12 protein-coding genes are annotated in these 20,732 nt (G+C 51.5%); 10 read left to right on the top strand and 2 right to left on the bottom strand.

What is annotated here, in order from left to right; all coding sequences use genetic code 11:
• The first annotated feature begins 376 nt into the window (after positions 1–376).
• The 3 genes from HH215_RS28275 to HH215_RS28285 all read left to right on the top strand — a co-directional run bounded on the left by HH215_RS28275 (position 377) and on the right by HH215_RS28285 (position 5,162).
• On the top strand, positions 377–3,520 hold the full coding sequence (locus tag HH215_RS28275; protein ID WP_169282931.1) for an efflux RND transporter permease subunit: 3,144 nt from the start codon (positions 377–379) through the stop codon (positions 3,518–3,520).
• A gap of 43 nt (positions 3,521–3,563) precedes the next feature.
• Complete coding sequence (locus HH215_RS28280) at positions 3,564–4,472, top strand: TetR/AcrR family transcriptional regulator (RefSeq protein WP_169282932.1); 909 nt, start codon at positions 3,564–3,566, stop codon at positions 4,470–4,472.
• 93 nt (positions 4,473–4,565) lie between these two features.
• Positions 4,566–5,162: an Rv0361 family membrane protein gene (locus tag HH215_RS28285; protein ID WP_169282933.1), complete on the top strand. Its 597-nt coding sequence runs from the start codon at positions 4,566–4,568 to the stop codon at positions 5,160–5,162.
• Between the two features lie 178 nt (positions 5,163–5,340).
• Here the strand turns inward: HH215_RS28285 and HH215_RS28290 are convergent, their stop codons facing one another.
• On the bottom strand, positions 5,341–6,336 hold the full coding sequence (locus tag HH215_RS28290; protein WP_169282934.1) for an aldo/keto reductase: 996 nt from the start codon (positions 6,334–6,336) through the stop codon (positions 5,341–5,343).
• 33 nt (positions 6,337–6,369) lie between these two features.
• Positions 6,370–7,245, bottom strand: a complete 876-nt coding sequence (locus tag HH215_RS28295; RefSeq protein ID WP_169282935.1) for an aldose epimerase family protein — start codon at positions 7,243–7,245, stop codon at positions 6,370–6,372.
• A gap of 255 nt (positions 7,246–7,500) precedes the next feature.
• Here HH215_RS28295 and HH215_RS28300 point away from each other — a divergent pair, with 255 nt between their 5' ends.
• The 7 genes from HH215_RS28300 to HH215_RS28330 all read left to right on the top strand — a co-directional run bounded on the left by HH215_RS28300 (position 7,501) and on the right by HH215_RS28330 (position 20,672).
• A complete protein-coding gene (locus HH215_RS28300; protein ID WP_169282936.1) occupies positions 7,501–9,180 on the top strand; it encodes a sensor histidine kinase in 1,680 nt (559 codons plus the stop codon).
• Positions 9,177–10,790 (top strand): response regulator transcription factor, encoded by a 1,614-nt coding sequence (locus HH215_RS28305; protein ID WP_169282937.1) that lies wholly within the window; start codon positions 9,177–9,179, stop codon positions 10,788–10,790. Before HH215_RS28300 ends, HH215_RS28305 begins: the two co-directional genes overlap by 4 nt.
• Before the next feature lie 91 nt (positions 10,791–10,881).
• Positions 10,882–12,204 carry an ABC transporter substrate-binding protein gene (locus HH215_RS28310; RefSeq protein WP_169282938.1) on the top strand — a complete coding sequence of 441 codons (1,323 nt, stop codon included), beginning with the start codon at positions 10,882–10,884 and terminating at the stop codon, positions 12,202–12,204.
• A 60-nt stretch (positions 12,205–12,264) separates the two neighbouring features.
• Positions 12,265–13,155 carry a carbohydrate ABC transporter permease gene (locus HH215_RS28315; RefSeq protein WP_169282939.1) on the top strand — a complete coding sequence of 297 codons (891 nt, stop codon included), beginning with the start codon at positions 12,265–12,267 and terminating at the stop codon, positions 13,153–13,155.
• Positions 13,152–13,967 carry a carbohydrate ABC transporter permease gene (locus HH215_RS28320; protein ID WP_169282940.1) on the top strand — a complete coding sequence of 272 codons (816 nt, stop codon included), beginning with the start codon at positions 13,152–13,154 and terminating at the stop codon, positions 13,965–13,967. The genes HH215_RS28315 and HH215_RS28320 overlap by 4 nt, the downstream gene beginning before the upstream one ends.
• A 5-nt stretch (positions 13,968–13,972) precedes the next feature.
• On the top strand, positions 13,973–15,004 hold the full coding sequence (locus tag HH215_RS28325; protein WP_169282941.1) for a glycoside hydrolase family protein: 1,032 nt from the start codon (positions 13,973–13,975) through the stop codon (positions 15,002–15,004).
• A gap of 37 nt (positions 15,005–15,041) precedes the next feature.
• On the top strand, positions 15,042–20,672 hold the full coding sequence (locus tag HH215_RS28330) for an S-layer homology domain-containing protein (protein WP_169282942.1): 5,631 nt from the start codon (positions 15,042–15,044) through the stop codon (positions 20,670–20,672).
• The last annotated feature ends 60 nt before the right edge of the window (positions 20,673–20,732 follow it).

Consider the following 20,732-nt stretch of genomic DNA (forward strand, 5'->3'; position numbering starts at 1 on the left):
AGGGTTATCGATCTGCGGGGTCTTCGACGTGACTTAGAATCGTATACCAGCGCCGAAATTCGGCTTGTATTGACAATAACGGTTCTGAACACCGCTATTCCGAATTATTCTGCTACCGGATGCGAGTAAAACCGTATTAGAATCCTAGGGCAGTTTCCGGAAGGGCTTAGCGGTAAAGCGAGAATCAATTAAAAATCTCCCAGCGGGAGAAACTAATCGCATGAAATGAAAATTCCGGTTGTTGTCATGAAGGTGTTGACCAATCGTTCAATGCATATTCCCTTGACATATAAGGGTGTTAACAGGATGTTCATTTGACTTTTGAACGATCGTTCGATAAGCTTGGCACAGAGAGATTAGAGGAGGAGTTGGAGAAATGAAGAGCGTTATCGGGTTTTCACTGAAGAATAAATTCGCCTTGTGGATGATTACGATTATCGTAATCGTAGCAGGGCTGTATTCCGGCTTGACGATGAAACAAGAAAGCTTGCCTAATTTAAGTTTACCTTTCTTAAGCGTTACGACTGTGTCGCCGGGGTCCGCTCCAGATGCGATCGTGAAGGAAGTCACGGAGCCGCTGGAGAAGCGGCTGAAGAACGTGGAGGGTGTCAAGAATTTGACCTCGACCTCCATGGAGAACGTATCTTCGATCTTCGTCGAGTATGATTTCGGCCAAGATATGGATCAAGCGGTAGCTCAACTTAGGGAAGCGTCCGCGGACGTCAAACTCCCGGAAGGCGTTGAAGCTCCGAGCATTTCGAAATTCTCGTTTAACTCCTTTCCGGTCATCTCGTTAAGCGCTTCAGGACAGGGAAGCTTGGAAAACCTGACGAAAATCGTATCCGAAGAAATTCAACCGGCGCTTGAGGGCGTATCGGGCGTAGCTTCCGTGCAGATCGCGGGCCAGTACGTACAGGAAGTCACTTTAAAATTCAAAAAGGACAAGCTCGCGGAGTTGGGCTTGAGCGAAGAGACCGTAAAAGGAATCGTGCAAGGTTCGGCCTTGAAGGTTCCGCTTGGATTATTCCAATTAGAGGAAACTCAGAAAACGGTAGTCGTCGACGGCCGGGTAACGACGATCGACGATCTGAAGAAGATCGAGATTCCGGTTATCCCATCCGCACCGGGGGCAAACGCAGGAGCGCCTAACGCAGGAGCGCCTGGTGCGGGCACGCCGGATGCGGGAACGGCCGGCACGACTCCTCCGGCGACCGGAGCCGGATTGCCGACGGTTCAATTAAGCGAAATCGCCGATATCGAAATGATCGGCAAGGCGGAATCGATCTCCCGTACGAACGGCGAGGAATCCATCGGGATTCAGATCGTCAAATCAAACGACGCGAATACGGTCGACGTCGTAAACGGAGTGAAAGACGAAGCGGAAAAGCTGAAGGAAAAATTCAGCGATCTGAAGCTGGACGTTCTGTTGGATCAGGGTAAACCGATCGAGGAATCCGTCGAAACGATGTTAAGCAAAGCGTTGTTCGGCGCATTGTTCGCGGTTGTCGTTATTCTATTGTTCCTTAGAAATATACGGACGACGATCATTTCGATCGTGTCGATCCCGTTATCGCTGATTATCGCGATTTTGTTGTTGAAGCAGTTCGATATTACCCTTAACATCATGACGCTAGGCGCGATGACCGTCGCCATTGGAAGGGTCGTCGACGATTCGATTGTCGTCATCGAGAATATCTACCGCCGCATGTCGCTCTCGAACGAGAAGCTCAAGGGCAAAGAGCTCATGCAGGAAGCGACGCGCGAGATGTTCCTTCCGATTATGTCGTCTACGATCGTAACGATCGCGGTATTCTTGCCGCTCGGTCTAGTAAGCGGGATGGTCGGCCAAATTTTCCTTCCGTTCGCGTTAACGATCGTCTTTGCTTTGCTGGCATCCCTGGTGGTGGCGGTTACCGTCGTACCGATGTTGGCGCACCAAATGTTCAAGAACGGAATCAAGGCCGGTAAAGGCCATGATCATGAGAAGCCGGGCCGCCTTGCTGGGGGCTACCGTAAAATTCTGAATTCCGCATTGAACCACAAAATCATTACGCTCGTTGTCGCTTTTGCCATCCTTATCGGTAGCTTGTTCCTCGTTCCGTTGATCGGAGCCAGCTTCTTGCCGGAACAGGAAGATAAATACGCGATGGTGACCTACTCGCCGGATCCGGGAGATAGTATCGCTGACGTCGAAGAGCGTGCGCTTGTCGCCGAGAAATTCATCCTGGAGCAACCGGATATCACGAGTCTTCAATATTCCGTAGGCGGAACGAATCCTCTGCAGCCGGGACCGTCGAAGTCTGGATTGTTCTTCCTGCAATACGATAGCAAGACGAAAGATTTCGCGGACAAGAAAGAAGCGGTCCTGGAAGGCTTGCGCAAAGCCGTTCCAACCGGCCAGTGGTCCGAAATGGATCAGGGCGGCGGACTCGGGGGAAGCAATTTCAGCCTCAGCGTTTTCGGGGGATCGTTAGAAGAAATTACGCCTGTCGTAGATCGGATCGCCGAGCTGATGAAAGCGGACAGTTCGTTCGACAAAGTCGATACAAGCCTGTCCAAATCCTACGAGCAGTACACGATCGTCGCTGACCAAGCTAAGCTTAGCAAGTACGGACTTACCGCGGGACAGATCGCTATGACGCTGAGTCCGCAACGCGTTCGTCCGGTGTTGACGCAAGTCGAAGACCAAGGCAAAACCTACAACGTGTACGTGGACGTTGCGGTTGCGGAGTATAAGAACGTGAACGACATTCTGGATTCCAAGCTGCAATCTCCGCTCGGAGTATCCGTGCCGATCCGCGACGTGGCGCAGGTCGAAGAAGGCAATTCGCCGAATTCGATCGCCAGACAGAACGGCAAGATGGTCGTGAACGTGACGGCCGAAATCACGAAATCGGATGTCGCTAAAGTATCCAGCGACCTTCAAGCGAAAGTAGAGAAAATCGAGAAGCCGTCTTCCGTGGAGGTTAAGTTCGGCGGAGTGACCGAGCAGATTAACGAGACGTTCACCCAACTTGGGTTAGCGATGCTGGCCGCGATCGCCATCGTATATCTTGTGCTCGTACTGGCATTCGGGGGCGGACTTGCTCCGTTCGCGATCATGTTCTCCCTTCCGTTCGCGATTATCGGCGGACTCGTGGCCTTGTACTTGACGGGAGAGACGTTAAGCGTGTCGGCCCTGATGGGAGCGCTGATGTTGATCGGTATCGTCGTGACGAACGCGATCGTTCTTATCGACCGCGTCATTCACAAGGAGCAAGAAGGCTTATCTACTCGGGAAGCGTTGCTTGAAGCTGGCGTTATTCGCTTACGTCCGATTCTGATGACCGCGCTTGCCACGATCGGTGCCCTTCTACCGCTCGCATTCGGCTTCGAGAGCGCCGGAATTATTTCCAAAGGCCTCGGCGTGACGGTTATCGGCGGACTGATCAGTTCGACGTTGCTCACCTTGCTTATCGTTCCGATCATCTATGAGATTCTAATGAAAATGAAACGCAAGCCTAAGAAGATTGCAGCCTGACCGTCAGGTCGGCAATGGATTGAGGAAGGAGATTTAAGCGGTCGTGCAGGATAAAAAGAAGCAGATTCTCGATGCGGCGATTCGCTGCTTTGCTCGTAAAGGGTTCAATGCGACATCCATTCAGGAAATCGTAGATGAGCTCGGTATGGCCAAAGGCTCCATATATTTTTACTTCAAGTCCAAAGACGACCTGTTCGTCTCGGTTATCGAGTATTACGGCGAGATGTTGTTCGAATTGATGACCGGGTTTCCGGAGGAAGCCGGTCTTCCTCCCCGGGAGAAGCTTATTCTGCAGTGGGAAAGGCAATTCGGGTTTGTTGTCGAACATTTGGATTTCATGAGAATGCTCATCAGCGAGCCGTTAACCGGACTGCATCCGCAACTTCAGAAGCTGATGATCCAAATTCGCGCTCGTTCCCATCTTTGGCATGTACATCATTTGTTAGCGATATACGGTGATTCCGTAGAAGATTACTTGGAAGATGCGGCAGCGTTGTTTTCGGGGATCGTGAAGCCCTTTTTCGAAGCGATGTTGTTCGAGGAATGGCAATTCGACAGCTTACGATTAAGCAAGTTTCTATTAGAGCGTCTGGATGATCTTGTGACCGGGATTATCGAGGATAAAGAAACCCAGATCTTGCCCTCGAAGGACTTAAAGGAGCTAAGAAGACTAGCCGGATACGCCGAGGAAGAAGGGAACGAGGAAATGGCTCTTCTCCGACAAGTGGCGGACCTCGTCATGGCTTCCTCCGCCGAGCGAGATGACTTGATTCAGGGCGATCTTCTGGCGGCTCTTGGATTGTTGAAGGAAGAAATCGTCAAGCCGAGATTGAAAAACCATTTTCTTGCCCGGGCCATGCTTGCTCTACTTAAACAGCATGTTCCGGATTCGATTATGGAACCGTTGAGCCGGCTTGAGAGAAGCTTATCGAAGAATGGACATTTAGCATAAAATTATTCTAAAGTTTACCGTTCCAACCACATCTTTTCGACTAAATTGTGTATAGTTAGAGGGAATATTACACAATTTGGAGGATTTGCGGTCATGTATTGCGTGAATTGCGGAGAGAAACTAGTACAATCTGCGATATCCTGTCCAAGCTGCGGCTCGGTAGTCAGACAAGCTTATGACATACCGGAAGGAATGGCGGCCAAGGAAGAAACCCCGGAACAGCAGAGTTGGGTAACTCAACCGGAGACTCGATCATACGGCTTGTCCGATCAATCCAAGAAGCTGATTCTGGTAGGCATGGGAGCTATCGCGATCGTTTTCCTTATTTTCAGATTCGCCGGAGGAGCCGGGAGCCAGGCAACCCCGGAGAAAACGGTTAAGGGTTTCTTGAGCGCCGTCATGAAAGAAGACGCCAAGGAAATGACTTCCTATTTGTCGATCACTTACGAGGATTTTCCGAACGTCTCGGATAAGGATTCTTTTATAGCGATGCAAGAGGAACAATTCAAATCGGGCGGCATGGATCTTCAGGACTACGAGATTATGGACGTCAAGATTAACGAAGATAAGGCTACGGTCGATTATGAGATCGAGTACGTAGTAAATGGCATGAAGCAAACGCAAGAAGATTCTTTTAATCTCGTGAAGACGAAAAGAAAATGGTACATTTTCATAGACTTAAATCTATAAAGGTTAATTTTCGGCCTGATTCTAGTTGTAGCGTAAACGAAAACCCATTCTTCGCCTTATAGGCGGTTGAATGGGTTTTTTGTTGTAGTGTGTGGCTCGGTATTAATTGGCGCGCTGAGCCGGATTAGGCGGAAATAGGTGCAGGTAGCAGCGGCTATGCGACTTTCGGAGTTTGCTATTACCTCTTCAACGCTACCCGTGCGGATAATTCGCTAAGCTCGCCGAGTTCCGAATCTGTGAGACGGAAGCCCATCGCTTTAACGTTCTCTTCGGCATGATGCAGCTTAGACGCTCCGGGAATGGCGAATACGGAATCGCCGTTCGCATGGATGGTCCAATTCAGAGCCACTTGAGTCGCCGAGGCGTTATATTGCTTGGCAAGCCGCTCCAGAACGTCGATCAATGGTTTCGTTTGGTTTAGCCCTGCGGGTTTGAAGCCCTTCATAAGCTTGCGCGGACCCGATGTTTGCCGTATCAACTCCGGATTGGCATGGAACTTGCCGCTGAGAATCCCTTGCTCGAGCGGGGAATAGGCGATAATGGCGATCCCCAGCTCCCGAGCGGTTTCTAGAACGCCGTTGCTTTCGATTCTGCGGTCGAGCATGCTGTATTTCATCTGATTGGAAGCGAGCCGCAAGCCGTATTCTTTAAGCACGCTGTCGGCCTCTTTCATTCGCTTGGCGTTGAAGTTGCTAACGCCTACGTAGCGAATCTTGCCTTGCTCCGCTAGCTTGGCCATTTGGCGCATTTCGCTGCGGACGGAGGAGAAGGAAAACGGCTGGTGGATCATGTACAGATCGATCGGGTAGCCGCCTAATCTGCGAAGCCGTTCATCGATCGTAAGCGGGATGTTGCCCGCTGTTCGGAAGGCCGGCCACCATTTCGTAGCGATGTGCACGCCTTCCGCCAAATCTCCCGCAGCCTTTAGAGACTGCGCCAAGATTTGCTCCGATTCTCCGCCTCCGTAGACTTCCGCGGTATCGAACCAGTTGATTCCGCCCGCAAGACTGACTCGGACAATGTCGTGAACGAGGGAGCTGTCCAGCTTAGGCCAGAAACCCCCGACCATCCCTCTCGCCTGGCTGAACTGCCAGCAGCCTAGCCCGAGCGGAGAGAGTTGCAAATCGGTCGTTCCGAACTTACGTAAACCGGGTTTCGTCTGTACATCCAACATTTCATTTTCCTCCTCGGAAGATTAAAGGTCGAATTATTGTTCGAGCGCGATGGTTAACGTTAACTCGAGCTTCTCGCCCGGTGTTATCATGAGCAATTCTTTCTTCTTGTTCAGGGCTTCATTTAAGGCCGTCCAAGGTTCTACGCAGACGAACGACTTGCCTTCAACCGACCAGAGCACGACATAACGGAACTGTTCGCTATAAGCGAGACGGACCGTGCGACCTTGCGCGATCGGGAAGGTGATCTCCGGTTTGCTCGCATCGAGCAACGCTGCGGATTCTACCATCCCTTCAAGCTGCAAATATCCGTCGAAAGGCTTCTCTAGTTTATCGTTATCGTCCAGCATTCGGGTTGCGTCCGTGCCGTAGGTCAGATTTTTGCTTTCCGTCGCGAAATAAGGATGGAAGCCGGCCACCATCGGCATGTCCTGCGAAGATAGATTGCGGTATTGCTGGTCGATCGACAGGACGCCGTCCTTAAGCCGGTATGTAAACCGCAGTTCGAATTCGAATGGATAAGCGGCTAGAGTTTCTGCGTTACTATGCAACGCGAGAGTGATGGAGGCGGAGTCTTCCGTGCTAGTGTCCACGACTTCCCATGCGGAGGTTCGCGCGACGCCGTGATTGCGCATTTTGTACGTCTGGCCGTTCCATTCGTATTCGCCGTTGACCAACTGGCCGGTGATCGGGAACAACACGGGATTGCCGCCTCGAATATTCGCTTGCGGATTCAGGAACGTATCCCGATCCAAATAAAACAACTCTTCGCCATGCAAGCGGCAGCTTATAACGATCCCCCCGCGCTCGGGACAGATGGTAAATGAGGAGTTCGTGCTCGTCTCTTTCAGTTCGTATAGCGGAAATCCGTCGGTGATCGGGTTGATTTGATAGTTTGCGTTGGCGCTCAAGGAAATTCCTCCTGTGTCTTGACGTTCGTTCCTACATTATATCAATAAATGTTGCGTCGCCAAACGGCAAATAACGGCCGCGTCATCCTCGCGTTGTTAAGGGAAGTTATTCGTCATTTCCTGGGAAATGCTGTCGGAAATCGCGGGGGATGTCGGAAGCGCGCAGGAGATGCGGGATTACAAAACCGGCATGCTTATGTTTTAATAAGGGGGATTAATGGCAAGTCATCTTATAGATCCCGGCGGTGAAACGGCTTGACGATCAAATTTAAACTGCTCCTGTTACTCTTATTCTGCACGATTCTTCCTCTAGTCGTTAACGTGTTCGTTTCGTACAACTCAATCAACAACCGTCTGAAGAACGAGATGATTGCGCAATACAAATCGCAAGCCGAACGGCTTAACCAGTCGTTCGAATTGTCGATTCGAGGGATGGATAATAACATCCTTAGCATCTACCAGACGGCCGAACTGTACAACTTCGTCACGGAAAGCAGGCATACGGGAGTGGAAACGATCGCCAAACAGCGCCGGGTGGAAAATTTGCTGAAAATACTGACCCATTCGCTAAACGATTTCAGCAATGTCTATTTGTATTTGGATTCAAGCCATCAGATGTTCAAAGTAAACGCCAAGTACTTGGATGTTCGCAATCAAACGGTTCCTCCTTCGGAAAGCCCGGCTTGGATCGAGGAAACGAAAAAACACGATGGCAATTTGGTTGTCGTTCGTAATTCGGTTCCGGGCGCGTCCGCCGAGGAGCCCGTTCTGTTCGTGGGCCGATCGATTCCCGACGTCATCGAGAAGAGGCAGGCCGGAGTTATAGGTATCGATCTGGGAACGACTTATTTTCAAAACATGCTTGGCAAAGACTTCATCGTGGAAAATACGGAAATCCGCGACGCGGACGGAACGGTGATCTATTCGACGGTTAATGCCCCGATGGATGACAGCGATCAGTTGGAGATCGTAAGCGAAACGAATGTCTACGGTTGGACGGTCGCTACCTATTTGTCAAAGAAGACGCTTCAGGAAATCGCCTGGGATGCGGTTAAGCCTACTGTGTTATGGGGAGTCGCTTTCTTGCTGGCGGGAATCGTGCTCTGGCTCATGCTGTCGCGCCAAATTTCCGTACCGATCTATGGGTTGGTGCAACGGATGCGCAAGGTCGGCAAAGGGGATTTCACCATGTCCGGTTGGACGCCGAAACACGTTAGAAAGGACGAGATCGGTTATCTCGAGCTTCAGTTTCATTCGATGGTCGTACGGATAGAAGAGCTGATTAAGCGGGAATACGAGTTAAAAATGAGCGAGTCCGTCGCGCAGATGCGTGCGCTGCAATCGCAGATCAATCCGCATTTTCTGTACAATACGTTAACCTCGATCTATTCCGAAGCGTTGGAGGTTGGGGCCGACAACGTTTGCAAAATGGTCAAAATGCTATCGGCCATGTTCCGCTATACGACGGATCATAAGGACGATATCGTGACGATGGCCGCGGAGATCGAGCATATTCGGAACTATCTTGCCATTCAGAAATATAGGTTCGAGCATCGTCTCGAGTTTCGCATCGACATTCCGAAGCATCTGGAGGAAGCCCCTATTCTTAAGCTAAGCTTGCAGCCGATCGTGGAAAATGCCATCGTGCACGGCGTATCGCGGAAAGGGCAAGGGACGATTGCGATCTCGGCTAGGGAAGAAGACGGGCGAATGATCGTGGCTGTGACGGACACGGCGGGGATGGTAGACGAGAACGAAGCGAGCCGATTAACGCTTCACGTTCGGGAAAGCGGCTCATTGGGAACAAGCGTGGGACTAGCGAATGTGCATAAGCGAATTCAATATTTGTTCCCGGGATCCGACGGGATCGAAATCCGGACAAGTCAGGGGCAGACAAGTGTTTCGATAAGCTGGAAGGCGGGAGCGGCATCATGAGAGTTCTTATTATCGAAGACGAACCGAAAGTTAGACGGGCATTGAAGCGGCTGCTGCTTGATATCGAACCATCCATCGAATCTATCCGCGAGGCGGAGACCGGATTGGACGGGCTGGCCGCCGTTCAGGAGGAAACGCCCGATCTCATTCTGCTCGATATAATCATGCCCGAGATGAACGGCAACGAGCTGTTGGAGCGCATTCGCGCCCTTAAACTCGAGACTCCGGTTATCGTCATTAGCGGACATAACGACTTCGGGTTCGTTAAGCATGCTCTCTCGAATGAAGCCGTTGAATATCTGTTGAAGCCCTTCGATCGGGAGGATATCGAGACGGCACTGCTTAAAGCGAAGGATCGAATGGACAAAAACCGGTTCCAACGCCAGACCGAAAGGTTATGGGAGGAAATGAAGAAGGAGAAATCGCAGTTGCACCGCGTCTCCGTCCTAAGCAATCTGTACGAAGGGCGAAAGCTGACGGGGGACGAGCTGGCTTTATTGCCTAAATTCGCAAGGGAAGACTCCTGCGGGGTTCATACGATCATTCTTAAGAATTACGACAGGGCGCTGCAGGAGAGATTCCATAAGGACAAGGATCTGCTAGCGTACGCAATCATAAAATTAATTGCCGAGTATGAGGAGCAGCAAGGAATCACGCTACTATTCGGCCCTTCCGGAAGATACGATTGGTGTTACTGGTTGATCACTCCCGCTTCAGTCCCATCCGCGACCCTATTGAAAGGATTTCAGGACGCATTCGAAACGGTGCTTAAGTTAGCATGTTTCGCCATATCGGCAGAAGGCAGCAAAACGATAGCGGATTATTCTCCGACGATCGCTATGTTGGAGGATACGGCATTCTATACCGATATACATTCACTGGAGTCGGGCTCGACGGGCAATTCGAACGAATGGAGGAGCCGAGCGGTTTCTACTCCGGAATTGCAGGCGCTCGTGACCGCGTTCGTCCCGAAGGCTTGCCATCTGATCAAGCACGGGTTGGCGTTCCGTATTCGGGGAGAGCTGGATGAATTGTTCGAGGCCGCGTCTTCCTCGCGATGCCTGTCGGCCATGTTTCTGTTCCAAGCTTGGACGATGCTGTTGACCCAAGTGGGGACGGAATTCGGCTTTCGAGTCTATGGCTCCGAATCTTTGGACCGCGTAGAGCCGTTCGCGATGAAGATCGCTTTCGACAAGACGAAGGCGATGGAACTCTTCGAAGAATGCTTGAATTTCTTCATGAATACCGCAAGCGCCCTCCGAGGAGAAACGGCGTCCGGAAGCAGGGCACTGGCGGTAAAGGAATATATCGACATCTGTTATCGGGAGGAAATGTCGCTCGCGGATTTGGCTGAACGGTTCTTCATCAGCAAAGAATACCTCGCTTCCCGGTTCAAACGGCAATTCGGAGTGACGGTGGTCCATTACATACATTCCCGGCGTCTGGATACGGCGAGGCGAATGTTGGAAGAGGAAGGTCTTTCCGTATCGGCTATCGCTTCCGCCGTCGGCTACGATCATTTCAGTTATTTCGACAAGTTGTTTAAGAGAGAGTACGGAAGTACGCCTTCGGAGTATCGGACATTGTCGGCAAAAGCCAAAGTAGATTAATATCGTGCTAATCGATCCCTTAATATTATGGTAGGTGACCCCTTCGGAATTCCTTATAATGAGGATATTCAATCCGAGAGGGGTCATTATTTTGCGCAAAAAGAATCTGCTAACCCTAACATCCACGCTATTGTTAAGCTTTACTATGGTGCTATCCGGTTGCGGCAACAACGGCGGCAATAACGCTTCGCCATCCTCCTCGAGCCCGGCTTCCACGCCTGCAGGCGAAAGCGCATCTCCAAGCGCAAGCGCAAGCTCAGATGCGGGAGAGCCCGTAACGCTCACGGCTTTCCTATTCAATATGGACAAACGCCAGGCCCTCGAACAATCGTTCAAGAAATTTACCGAGCAGAATCCGAACATTACGGTCGACTTGCTGGTCAACGACCAGGACTACTACACGGTGCTGAAGACGAAGATCGCTTCCAACGACATGCCGGATATCGTCATGGGCGAATACGGGGATCTTCTGGAGCTTGGACAAGCCGGACATATCCTAGATCTCGCGGGAGATTCCTACATCGGGAATTACTCGGAGCAAATCCGCTCCCAGATGACGACGCCGGACGGCAAAATCTACGGGATCCCGCTCGATATTTCCGGTATGGGAATTTACTACAACAAGGACTTGTTCAAGGAAGCGGGCATCGAGTCTTTCCCTAAGACGCAGACGGAATTACTCGCCGCTATCGATAAGCTTAAAGCGAAGAAAATCTCGCCCTTCGGATTGGCTGTAGCGGACGGTTGGACGCTTGCGCATACGCTGTTCACGACCATTGCGGGTACGACGGACGACGTCAAGACGCTTGCAGAGAGCGCCAAAGCCGGACAACCGATTCAATCGGATCGCCTGAAACAAGGCTTCAAAACGTTAGACGCGATTTACGGCAACGCCGATCCGCAAGCGGCTTCGAACAACTACAACGCGAGTCTATCGCTTCTGGCTCAAGGTAAAGTAGCGATGCTCCAACAGGGCTATTGGGCTTACTCCAGCATCACGGACATTAATCCGGACGTGAATCTCGGCTTCGGCGCGATCCCTTATAGCGACAATGCCGATGAAGCGAAAATGGGAGTTAACGTCAACGTTTCCTACGCGATTACGTCTAAGTCCGCGCATCAGGATGCAGCCAAGAAGCTATTCGAATGGCTCACGACCAAGGAAGGCAATGCGATTGCCAACGAGAACATGAAACAAATCCCGGCTATCGAAGGAGTAACCGTATCCAGCAATCCGATCGCCGACGACATCTTGTCGTACGTGAACGCTCAGAAAGTCGTTCCATGGTCGCAGGTGCTTATGAATGGCTCCACGCGGGTTGAAGCGGAGGCCATCATGCAAGGTTATTTCTTCAAGAAGAAAACGGCTGATGAAGTGGTCTCGGAAATCGCGACATCTTGGGCGAAAAAATAAAGATATAGAGACGGAAGGACACCTCGCAGTGTCCTTCTGCTCTTCTAGGAGTGGTTTTGAATGTCATCCGGCGTTTCTTCCAAACTAAGAAAGCTCGGAATCACGCTGTCTTTCATAGGGCCGATCTGTATTTTGTACATTTGTTTTTTCGTTGTGCCTCTCGGCGGTTCTGTGATGTATTCTTTCACCGACTGGGATGGCCTGCAGTCTACGTTTAACTGGGTTGGCTTCCGTAACTACGCGGATATGTTGTTGCACAGCGGGGATTTTCGGGATTCATTCCTGTTTACGTTGAAGTTTTCCGTGCTGAATATCGTGCTTGTTAACGTCTTCGGAGTGCTCCTCGCGTTGTTGGTCGATTCGAAGCTGAAATCGAAATACGCGCTCCGGGTCATCTTTTTTTCGCCGAACGTCATTTCCTTGATCGTGGTCGGTTTTCTATGGAAATTTTTCTTTTCCTCCGTGCTCTACGAGATGGGAACGAAGCTGGGGTGGAATTTTCTAACCTATAGCTTTCTAGGCAACCCGGACCGCATTCTGTATCCGATCGCCGGCGTTTCCTTATGGTCCAGCGTCGGGCTGGCGATGGTTATCTATTTGGCCGGGCTTCAAGGGATTCCGGGCGAATTGAAAGAAGCGATGCACGTGGACGGAGCCGGGAGTTGGACGCGGTTCTGGAAAATGACGCTTCCGCTGCTCATGCCCGCGATCATCTCCAACGTGTTCCTGACGACGACGAATTCCTTCAAGGTGTTCGATTTGATCTTGGCATTGACCGGCGGAGGCCCGGCCAATTCCAGCCAGAGCTTGGCGATCAACATTTATCGCGAGGCGTTCACGGCCAATTCTTACGGCTCGGGCACGGCCCGTTCGATTGTATTCTGCTTGTTCATCGTTATCGTCATGCTCGTTCAATTCCGCGTTATGCGGAGCAAGGAGGTGAGCGCATGATCCGAAGAAGTATTGGAGAAATCGTGGCGGTGCTTATCGCGCTGCTCTTCCTGCTGCCGATTTTATTCGCGCTGCTGAATTCCTTCAAGACGAACGGGGAAATGCTTCGCTCGTTCGTATCCTGGCCGGAAACTTGGGAATTCGGTAATTACAAGCAGGTGTGGAAAGACATGCACTATCCCCGCGCTCTATGGAATACCGTGCTCGTTACGTTGTTCGGAGTAGGATTTACATTATTGTTCAGCGCGATGGCAGCTTATCGGATTTCGCGGATGAAGGGCTCTCGCGGCTTCTGGTTGCTTATGTTCTTCACGCTGTCGATGATGGTACCGTTCCAGACGATCATGATTCCGCTCGTTAAACTGGCTTCGGAGCTGAATCTAATGAATTCTAGATTCGGGCTAGTGCTCATGATTGTCGCGTTGTTCTCGCCCTTTACGATTTTCCTTTATCGGGGCTTTATGACCCAACTTCCCGCCGAACTAGAAGAGGCGGCCCGAATCGACGGAGCGAACGTCTATCAAACGTTCTTCCGAATTATCGTTCCGTTGCTGTTACCCGTAACTGCGACTGCCGCGGTACTAAACGTCCTATGGGTGTGGAATGATTTCATTTTGTCCTTCCTTATGTTGCAGCGTGAAAACGTGATGACTCTGCAATTGACCGTGTATCGTTACTTCGGAACGTATAGCCAACAATGGAACCTTGCGCTCGTATCGCTCATACTTGCCGCGATCCCGGTGCTCATCATCTATCTCATGCTGCAAAAATATATCATCAAAGGCGTCGCGGCGGGCGCCGTGAAAGGGTGATCGGAATGAAACCAGATCAAGAAGCGTTACTTGCAAAGTGGAGCACGACGAACAAAAAAGAGAAACCGGCTTTGGCCGGGTCGGGGATGAAGGGTAGCTACGATTCGCAGGGCGTCGACTGTCCGTTCGTCTTCCGGCATAACGACCAATTCTACATGATGCATGTCGGGTTTGACGGCATCGGCTATCAGACGGCGCTGGCCGTTAGCGACGACCTGTTGGAATGGCGCCACGAAGCCGTTATTCTGCCCCGCCTCGAAGGCTCGGATAGGTGGGACCGGATCGGCGCGGCGGGTTCGTGGATCTTGCTGGCATCGAACGATATTCGGGAGGTGCCGACGCTTCGCAAGCGGGACGGTCGGTATTGGATGATCTATCACTCTTATCCGGGCGAAGGTTATGAAGCAGGGGGAGCCGTCATGGGGCTTGCCTGGACGACGGACGAGTCGCTACGGAAGTGGAACCGTCTCGAACAGCCGATTTTCACCTATGAGAACGGCGGGGATTGGGAGAAGGAAGGTCTGTATAAGTGCTGCTTGCTGGAGCATGAGGGCAAGTACTGGATGTTCTACAATGCGAAGGGTTCTAACGTATGGCCATGGAAGGAAGAAACGGGCGTCGCAACTTCGATCGACCTGTTTCAGTGGGAACGTTATGACGGCAATCCGATTATGCCTTTCGAAGAAGGGACGTTCTATAGTCAATTCTACAGCGATCCTTGCATTCGTTATGATGGAGAGCGCTGGTTAAACTTCGCTTTTGGATTGGATGGAACGCATGCGCAGGGGTTGTTGGCGGTTTCGGAAGACTTGCTTCATTGGGTAACGCTAGACAAGCCGTTGCTGCCGCATGGCGGAACAGGCGATTTGGACGAAATTCATGCGCACAAATCGTCGGTCGTGATCTGGAACGGGACGCTCTTTCACTTCTATTGCGCTTGTCGCCCATGGCGGGAAGGCGATTCCACGCAGGTCGAGGTGTTCGAGGGGCAGAACGAGTTCAGATGCATCGCGGTGGCGACGAATCGCAGCAAATAATAAATCGACTCTGCATCGAGTCGGAAGGAGAATTCCAATGTTAAGAAAATGGACTTCCACATTATTGAGCGGCACGTTGCTCTTATCTACCGTAGCGCTCGCCCAGCCTAATCGGGTGAGCGCATCCCCTATAATCGCACCCCCAGCCATTACGCAGGACGTTAACAACAAGACGATATCTGTTACGGCGGGCAATTTGAGCGTCAATTTCGATTACGACAATAAGCTTGTCTTATCCTCAATGAAGCTTGGCGGGGACGTTGAGGTACTTGAACCCGGAGAGACTTCGGGTTCGGAGGTGCTAACGGATGCTAATCCGGTAGCCGTAAGCGCGTCGTATACGAATTCCGGCGATAATATTAACCATTTGAAAGACGGAATTATTTCTTATACCGAAAATCCGCGGAACCGCTGGACCGCTTACCGTAGCAACAAACTACCGGTGACCTCGGATTGGATTGAGTACGACTTTGGGAAGAACGTGGACGTAGACAAACTCAAGATATATTATTTCGAGGATTCGGGCTATACGGCCGCTCCGCAAAGTCATTCCGTCCAATATTGGAACGGGTCCATTTTTGTAAACGTTACCAATTCAACGCATAGCCCGTCGGCTCCTCTTGGCAACGCTGCGAACACCGTTGCATTCGATAAGATCAATACGTCGAAACTCCGTCTGAACATGGTCAATAAAAGCCCCGGCGGAGGCAAATCTGCTTATTATGCCGCTATTACGGAGCTCGAAGCCTATGACGGGACAACCAATCTGACGCAATCGCAATGGATAGGCACTCACCGGTTGGCTTCTTCCCCGCAGGCTACGGTTGACGGCCGGAAGGTCACGTTCAACGATATTCATTACGAGAGCGGCGGTATCCCGATTAACGAGACATGGATCGTAGAAGCGAGAACATCGGACATTTTATTGAATGTTGCAAGAACCTACGGAGGAGCGCTTCAGCTTAAAGATCAGCGGACGCTGTCATTCGCTTTCCAAAGCAAGGCATTCGACGTCGTACAGAGGACGGAAGACGGAGGTAGCATGATCCTTCTGGATCCCGGCGTAAACGCAGCGGGGGAGCGGCGAACGCTGAACAGATTTTTGTCCCGCACCCCCTATACAACGTCCCTTAGCGCCAACCCGGAAAAATCCAATGTCATTCGCACCGGCAGTTGGTACGACAATGATCGGTACAGCTTTTATACGGCGAATATGGACTTGATCGATAAGCTTAATCATCGGGTTCTGAGTATCGAGTTGGCTTCCGACCGCAACCGCGCGACCAAGATTTGGCGCAAACCTCTGAACGAGACTGGTGCTCTTGTCGTGGAGCACAAACTAAGCGATCAAGCATTCTCTCTCGGCGGCACTTCGAATGCCCAAACCGGGTACACCGATAAGTACTTGCCGCTCGGCATTTTTCAGAAAAACGATTTCAAGCCCGTGCAGGTGAAGGCCGGCCAGACGGACGCGTTCACGTATACGTTCAGCAGCGACGACAACCTGGATGCGTATTACGATATCGGAGAAATTCCCGCAAGTTCGGGCATCGATGAATTCACGTTGGCGGAAGCCATTCAGGATTACGCGAGATCGTCCGTCATCGATCTGAACGTGGGCATGGGAGACACGGATGTCAGCGGCATGGGGCCTTACGAGACTTGGTGGTATTCCCGAAATGCGCTGGCTTTGCAAGGCGCCGGCAACGGAGCATATTTGGATACTCTGAAAAATTTCGTTCGGTTCATTAAAAATTACAATTATCCGATCCACGGCACGGGACAACTGTGGGCCGTCTCCGCGAGGGAGAACGTCTGGTACAAGGATTATTTTTTCGACACGTACGGGCAGTTTATCGCCGGAATCGCGGCGATCTACGACTTGTCGGGGGATGACGTCTGGTTGTCTGAAGTGAAAGACATGTCTAGGAAGGTATTGGATTGGGCGGCTTTTACCAGAGATACGAATAACGACGGCTTAATGGATTCTTTGGCCTATCAGGTTTCCCAGTGGGACGACCAGAGCAAGATCGGCCAGAACAGCGCCTACGCGAACGCCTTTCTCTATAAAGCGCTACTGGACTGGGCAGCATTGGAGGAGGACGTGTTCGGCGATCAGCAACGGGCGAACAAATACAAAGCCAAAGCGGAGCAACTTAAGACGACGTATAACAAAGACAAGTCGCAAGGAGGCTTCTGGTCGGAGACCACGAAATCTTTCGTCCACTCACGCGGCTTGAACGGGGAAATCTACGGAGACGTCGGTCACACGTTTGAAAACGCGTACGCCATTATGTTCGGCTTGGTCGATGAGGAGCGCGCACGAGTGATCCTGGAGCAATATTCGGATTTTCGGAACGGGAATAATCTGATGAACCGTCCGCTCACCTTGTTCCCGGCGCAAAGATCGGCTTATTCGAGTTCGGAGAATAACAATCCGTTTCCAACCTATTTGCATGGGAACAGCTTCCCGCAGTTGAGCTACGATATGATGGCGGCTTACGCCGCAATCGGCAACAATGAGGTGCCTGCGGAACTTCTCCGTACGATTGTCGAGCAGTATAGCAAAGACGGTTTGATCTGGAACACGTATACGTGGGACCTTCGGCCGGACACCTTACGTGAACCTTGGATGAGCGCGAACGCGCGTCCGATCGCCGGATTTTACGACATTATCATGGGGATCAAACCCAAGTACGATCGGTTGGTCATCGATCCGTCATTGGACGCTTCGCTGTTCGGCGCGAGCGTCAAATACGAGCTTAGAAAACATTCTTTTACTATCCGGCATATCGATGACAAAAACCGTATCGTTGACACGGACGGAGCCATTCCGGTCGAATCGACATGGAGAAATCTGGATAACGGCAAATCCTATCTCGTTAAGGACGAAAATCTAACGGACGGTACAGTTGCATCGGTCTTGCTATTGCCGAAGAACGGGCAGGCGGCCTATACGTTTGCTGCACAGGGTAAGCATAGATTGACGATAAAGGAAATACATGCGGCAGTTTCTTTCGAGGACATCCGCGGCGTTAATGCGTCCGAGGACCGGATCGAAGCGGATCTCGTTCTTCCTGCGGTCGGCCGAAACGGGGAAACGATAACGTGGCAGTCGGACAAGCCGGAAGTGATTACTAACTCAGGTATCGTGACGAGACCGTCCTTCGCGGAGGGAGATCTTCCGGTCAAGTTGATCGCGACTATTCAAGGAGGCGCGGAAGTTTATCAACTGACTTTCTCGTTAACGGTCGTTCGAGAACGAAACTCGGAGGCGAGTATCCTGTCCGATGCATACGCGATCGACGAGACGATGCGGACGATCACGAACGTGCCTTGGGGAACCGACGCGCAAAGCTTCTTCAATGGGTTAACTTGCGCAGTTAACGCGACATGCATGTTATATCTTAGCGATGGCACGACACCGGTTGCGGATCAAATGCTAATTGCTTCGGGCATGAAGCTTAGGGTCACTTCACAGGACGGGCAGAATTCCAAGCGGTACACGCTAATGGCCGGAAGGAAAAACATAGCGTTGAATCCCTCGAAGCTGGGGTTTCCTGCTGCGACCGAGTCTTACGCCTATACGACTTACGATCCCAACGCTTGGAAGACGGTGGACGGCATTATCTCGTATACGGACAGTCCCCACAGCCGATGGCATAATTATAAGACGACTAATACGGCCGCGGGCGTTGAGTGGTTGAAATACGACTTCGGGACGAACAGGGTTATTAACCGCATAGACCTTTACGTAGTCGCGGGAGGGGGAAACGAGACTCCTCCCACTTCCATCCGAATTGAATACTGGGATGGAACGGGATGGGTAAGCGCGTCTACTCAAACGAGCGTGCCGAAAACTCCCGATGTCGCGTTGAATCGAATTATGTTCGATCCCGTGCAAACCTCTCAAATTCGCGTTGTAATGGGCTTTCTCCCGGGCAAAATCATTGCCGTGACGGAAGCGGAAATCTACGGTCCGAATTCCGATACGACGCTAGCTTCCGGAATTTATGAAGTCGACAGCGGAGCGGGATCCGTAAGCAAGGTCGTATACGGTACCGAGGTGGAACAATTTGTAAGCCGGGTATGTGCTGCCGAGGGAGCGGTAATTGGGGTTTATGAGGCCGACGGAACGACGCCGGTCACGCAGGGGAAAGTTCTACCGGGGATGATCGTCGTGGTAACGGCGGAAAGCGGGACATCGCAAACGTATTCGATTGACGTTCAAGCTCAACCTGCATGGGTGAACGGATCACTCGCAACCGATCGCGTAACTTCCGGTTCCGTGCAGCTTCGATGGTCGGGAGCAAGCGATTCCGAAGGGATTATGCAATATAAGATCTACCGGAACGGAGCGGAGCACGCGTCCGTGACTGGTTCGGTTTACTCGTATGAAGCTACAGGATTAAGCCCGGCGACTACGTATGCGTTCAAAGTGGAAGCGGGTAATCCCTTCGATGTCTGGAGCACGGACGGACCTTCGGTCACAGTTACGACGCTTGCTGAGGATAACGGCAATAACGGCAGTAACACCACCAGTAACGGCAATGGTGGAAATCGAACCGTCATCGATGAGAAGCCGAAGGTCACTGTGCGCGATGGAGTTGCGGTTGTCCAAATTGCGGAGGGTCAAAACTCTGCTGAAATCTCTTACAGTCAGATAGGGGAACTTCCGCTAAGAGTTGAATTCGGCAAAGCGAACGTAAACGTAGATCGCACTACATTGGATGCTTTGGCATCGGGTTTGGCCGAAGGTAGCCATGCATTGCTGCAGGTAATCTTCAGCCCAGTTAGCGACGTCGAGCTCGGGAAGGTACCTGTAGTCGGAGGAGGAACCGCTAACGTTCGGTTGGTCGATAGCATCTATGACGTTCGAATGTCATTGAAGAGCGGCGATCGGTCAGTAGAGTGGCGAGGACCTGAAGGCATGCAAATTGTCCTTCCGTATCCGGCAGCATCCGTCGATGCTGATTTACTGGGCGTCTACTATTTCAATGAATCTTCGGGGAAATGGGAATATGTCGGAGGAACGGTGAATCGTAACTCTAACATCGTTCAGGTCGATGCGACAAAGCCCGGCAAATACGCCGTTCTGGAGTTTGACAGAACCTTCGCCGATATCCCTGCGAATCATTGGGCTGCGCGAGCATTGAAGGTGCTGGCAGCTAAAGGCATCGTTACCGGCATTAGCGAAACGGAGTTTAAGCCGGACAAGCCGATCACGAGAGCGGAGTTTACGGCTCTATTGGCTAGAGCCCTTAGACTGCAAGGTCAAGTCGCAACGAAGTTCCGCGACGTTCCCGATAATGCCTGGTATGCGGCCGATATTGCGGCGGCTTACAAGGCGGGATTGGTTAAAGGGATATCGGATGCTGAATTCGATCCAAGCGCGATCATTACCCGAGAGCAAATGTCCGTATTGTTGACGAGGGCATACGAGTACGCGGCCCATAATCGAGAAGGATGGAACGGCTCGGCGCTTAAATATAAGGATGCCGACCAAATCGCCGCTTGGGCGAATGCCGCGATCGGGAAAGCAACAGAGATAGGGTTGGTTCAAGGCCAATCGAACGGTAAATTTTCGGCTAAATCGAAGGCAAGTAGAGCCGAAACCGCTCAAGCGATTATGAATTTGCTAGAACTTCTGAAATCGAAAGCAGAATAAGCCTTTCGGCAATTTTGCGAGATAGCCGATCAACGCAAGAAGACCGTTAGGAAGCAGTCG

This window comes from Cohnella herbarum, from assembly GCF_012849095.1.
Lineage (GTDB): Bacteria > Bacillota > Bacilli > Paenibacillales > Paenibacillaceae > Cohnella > Cohnella herbarum.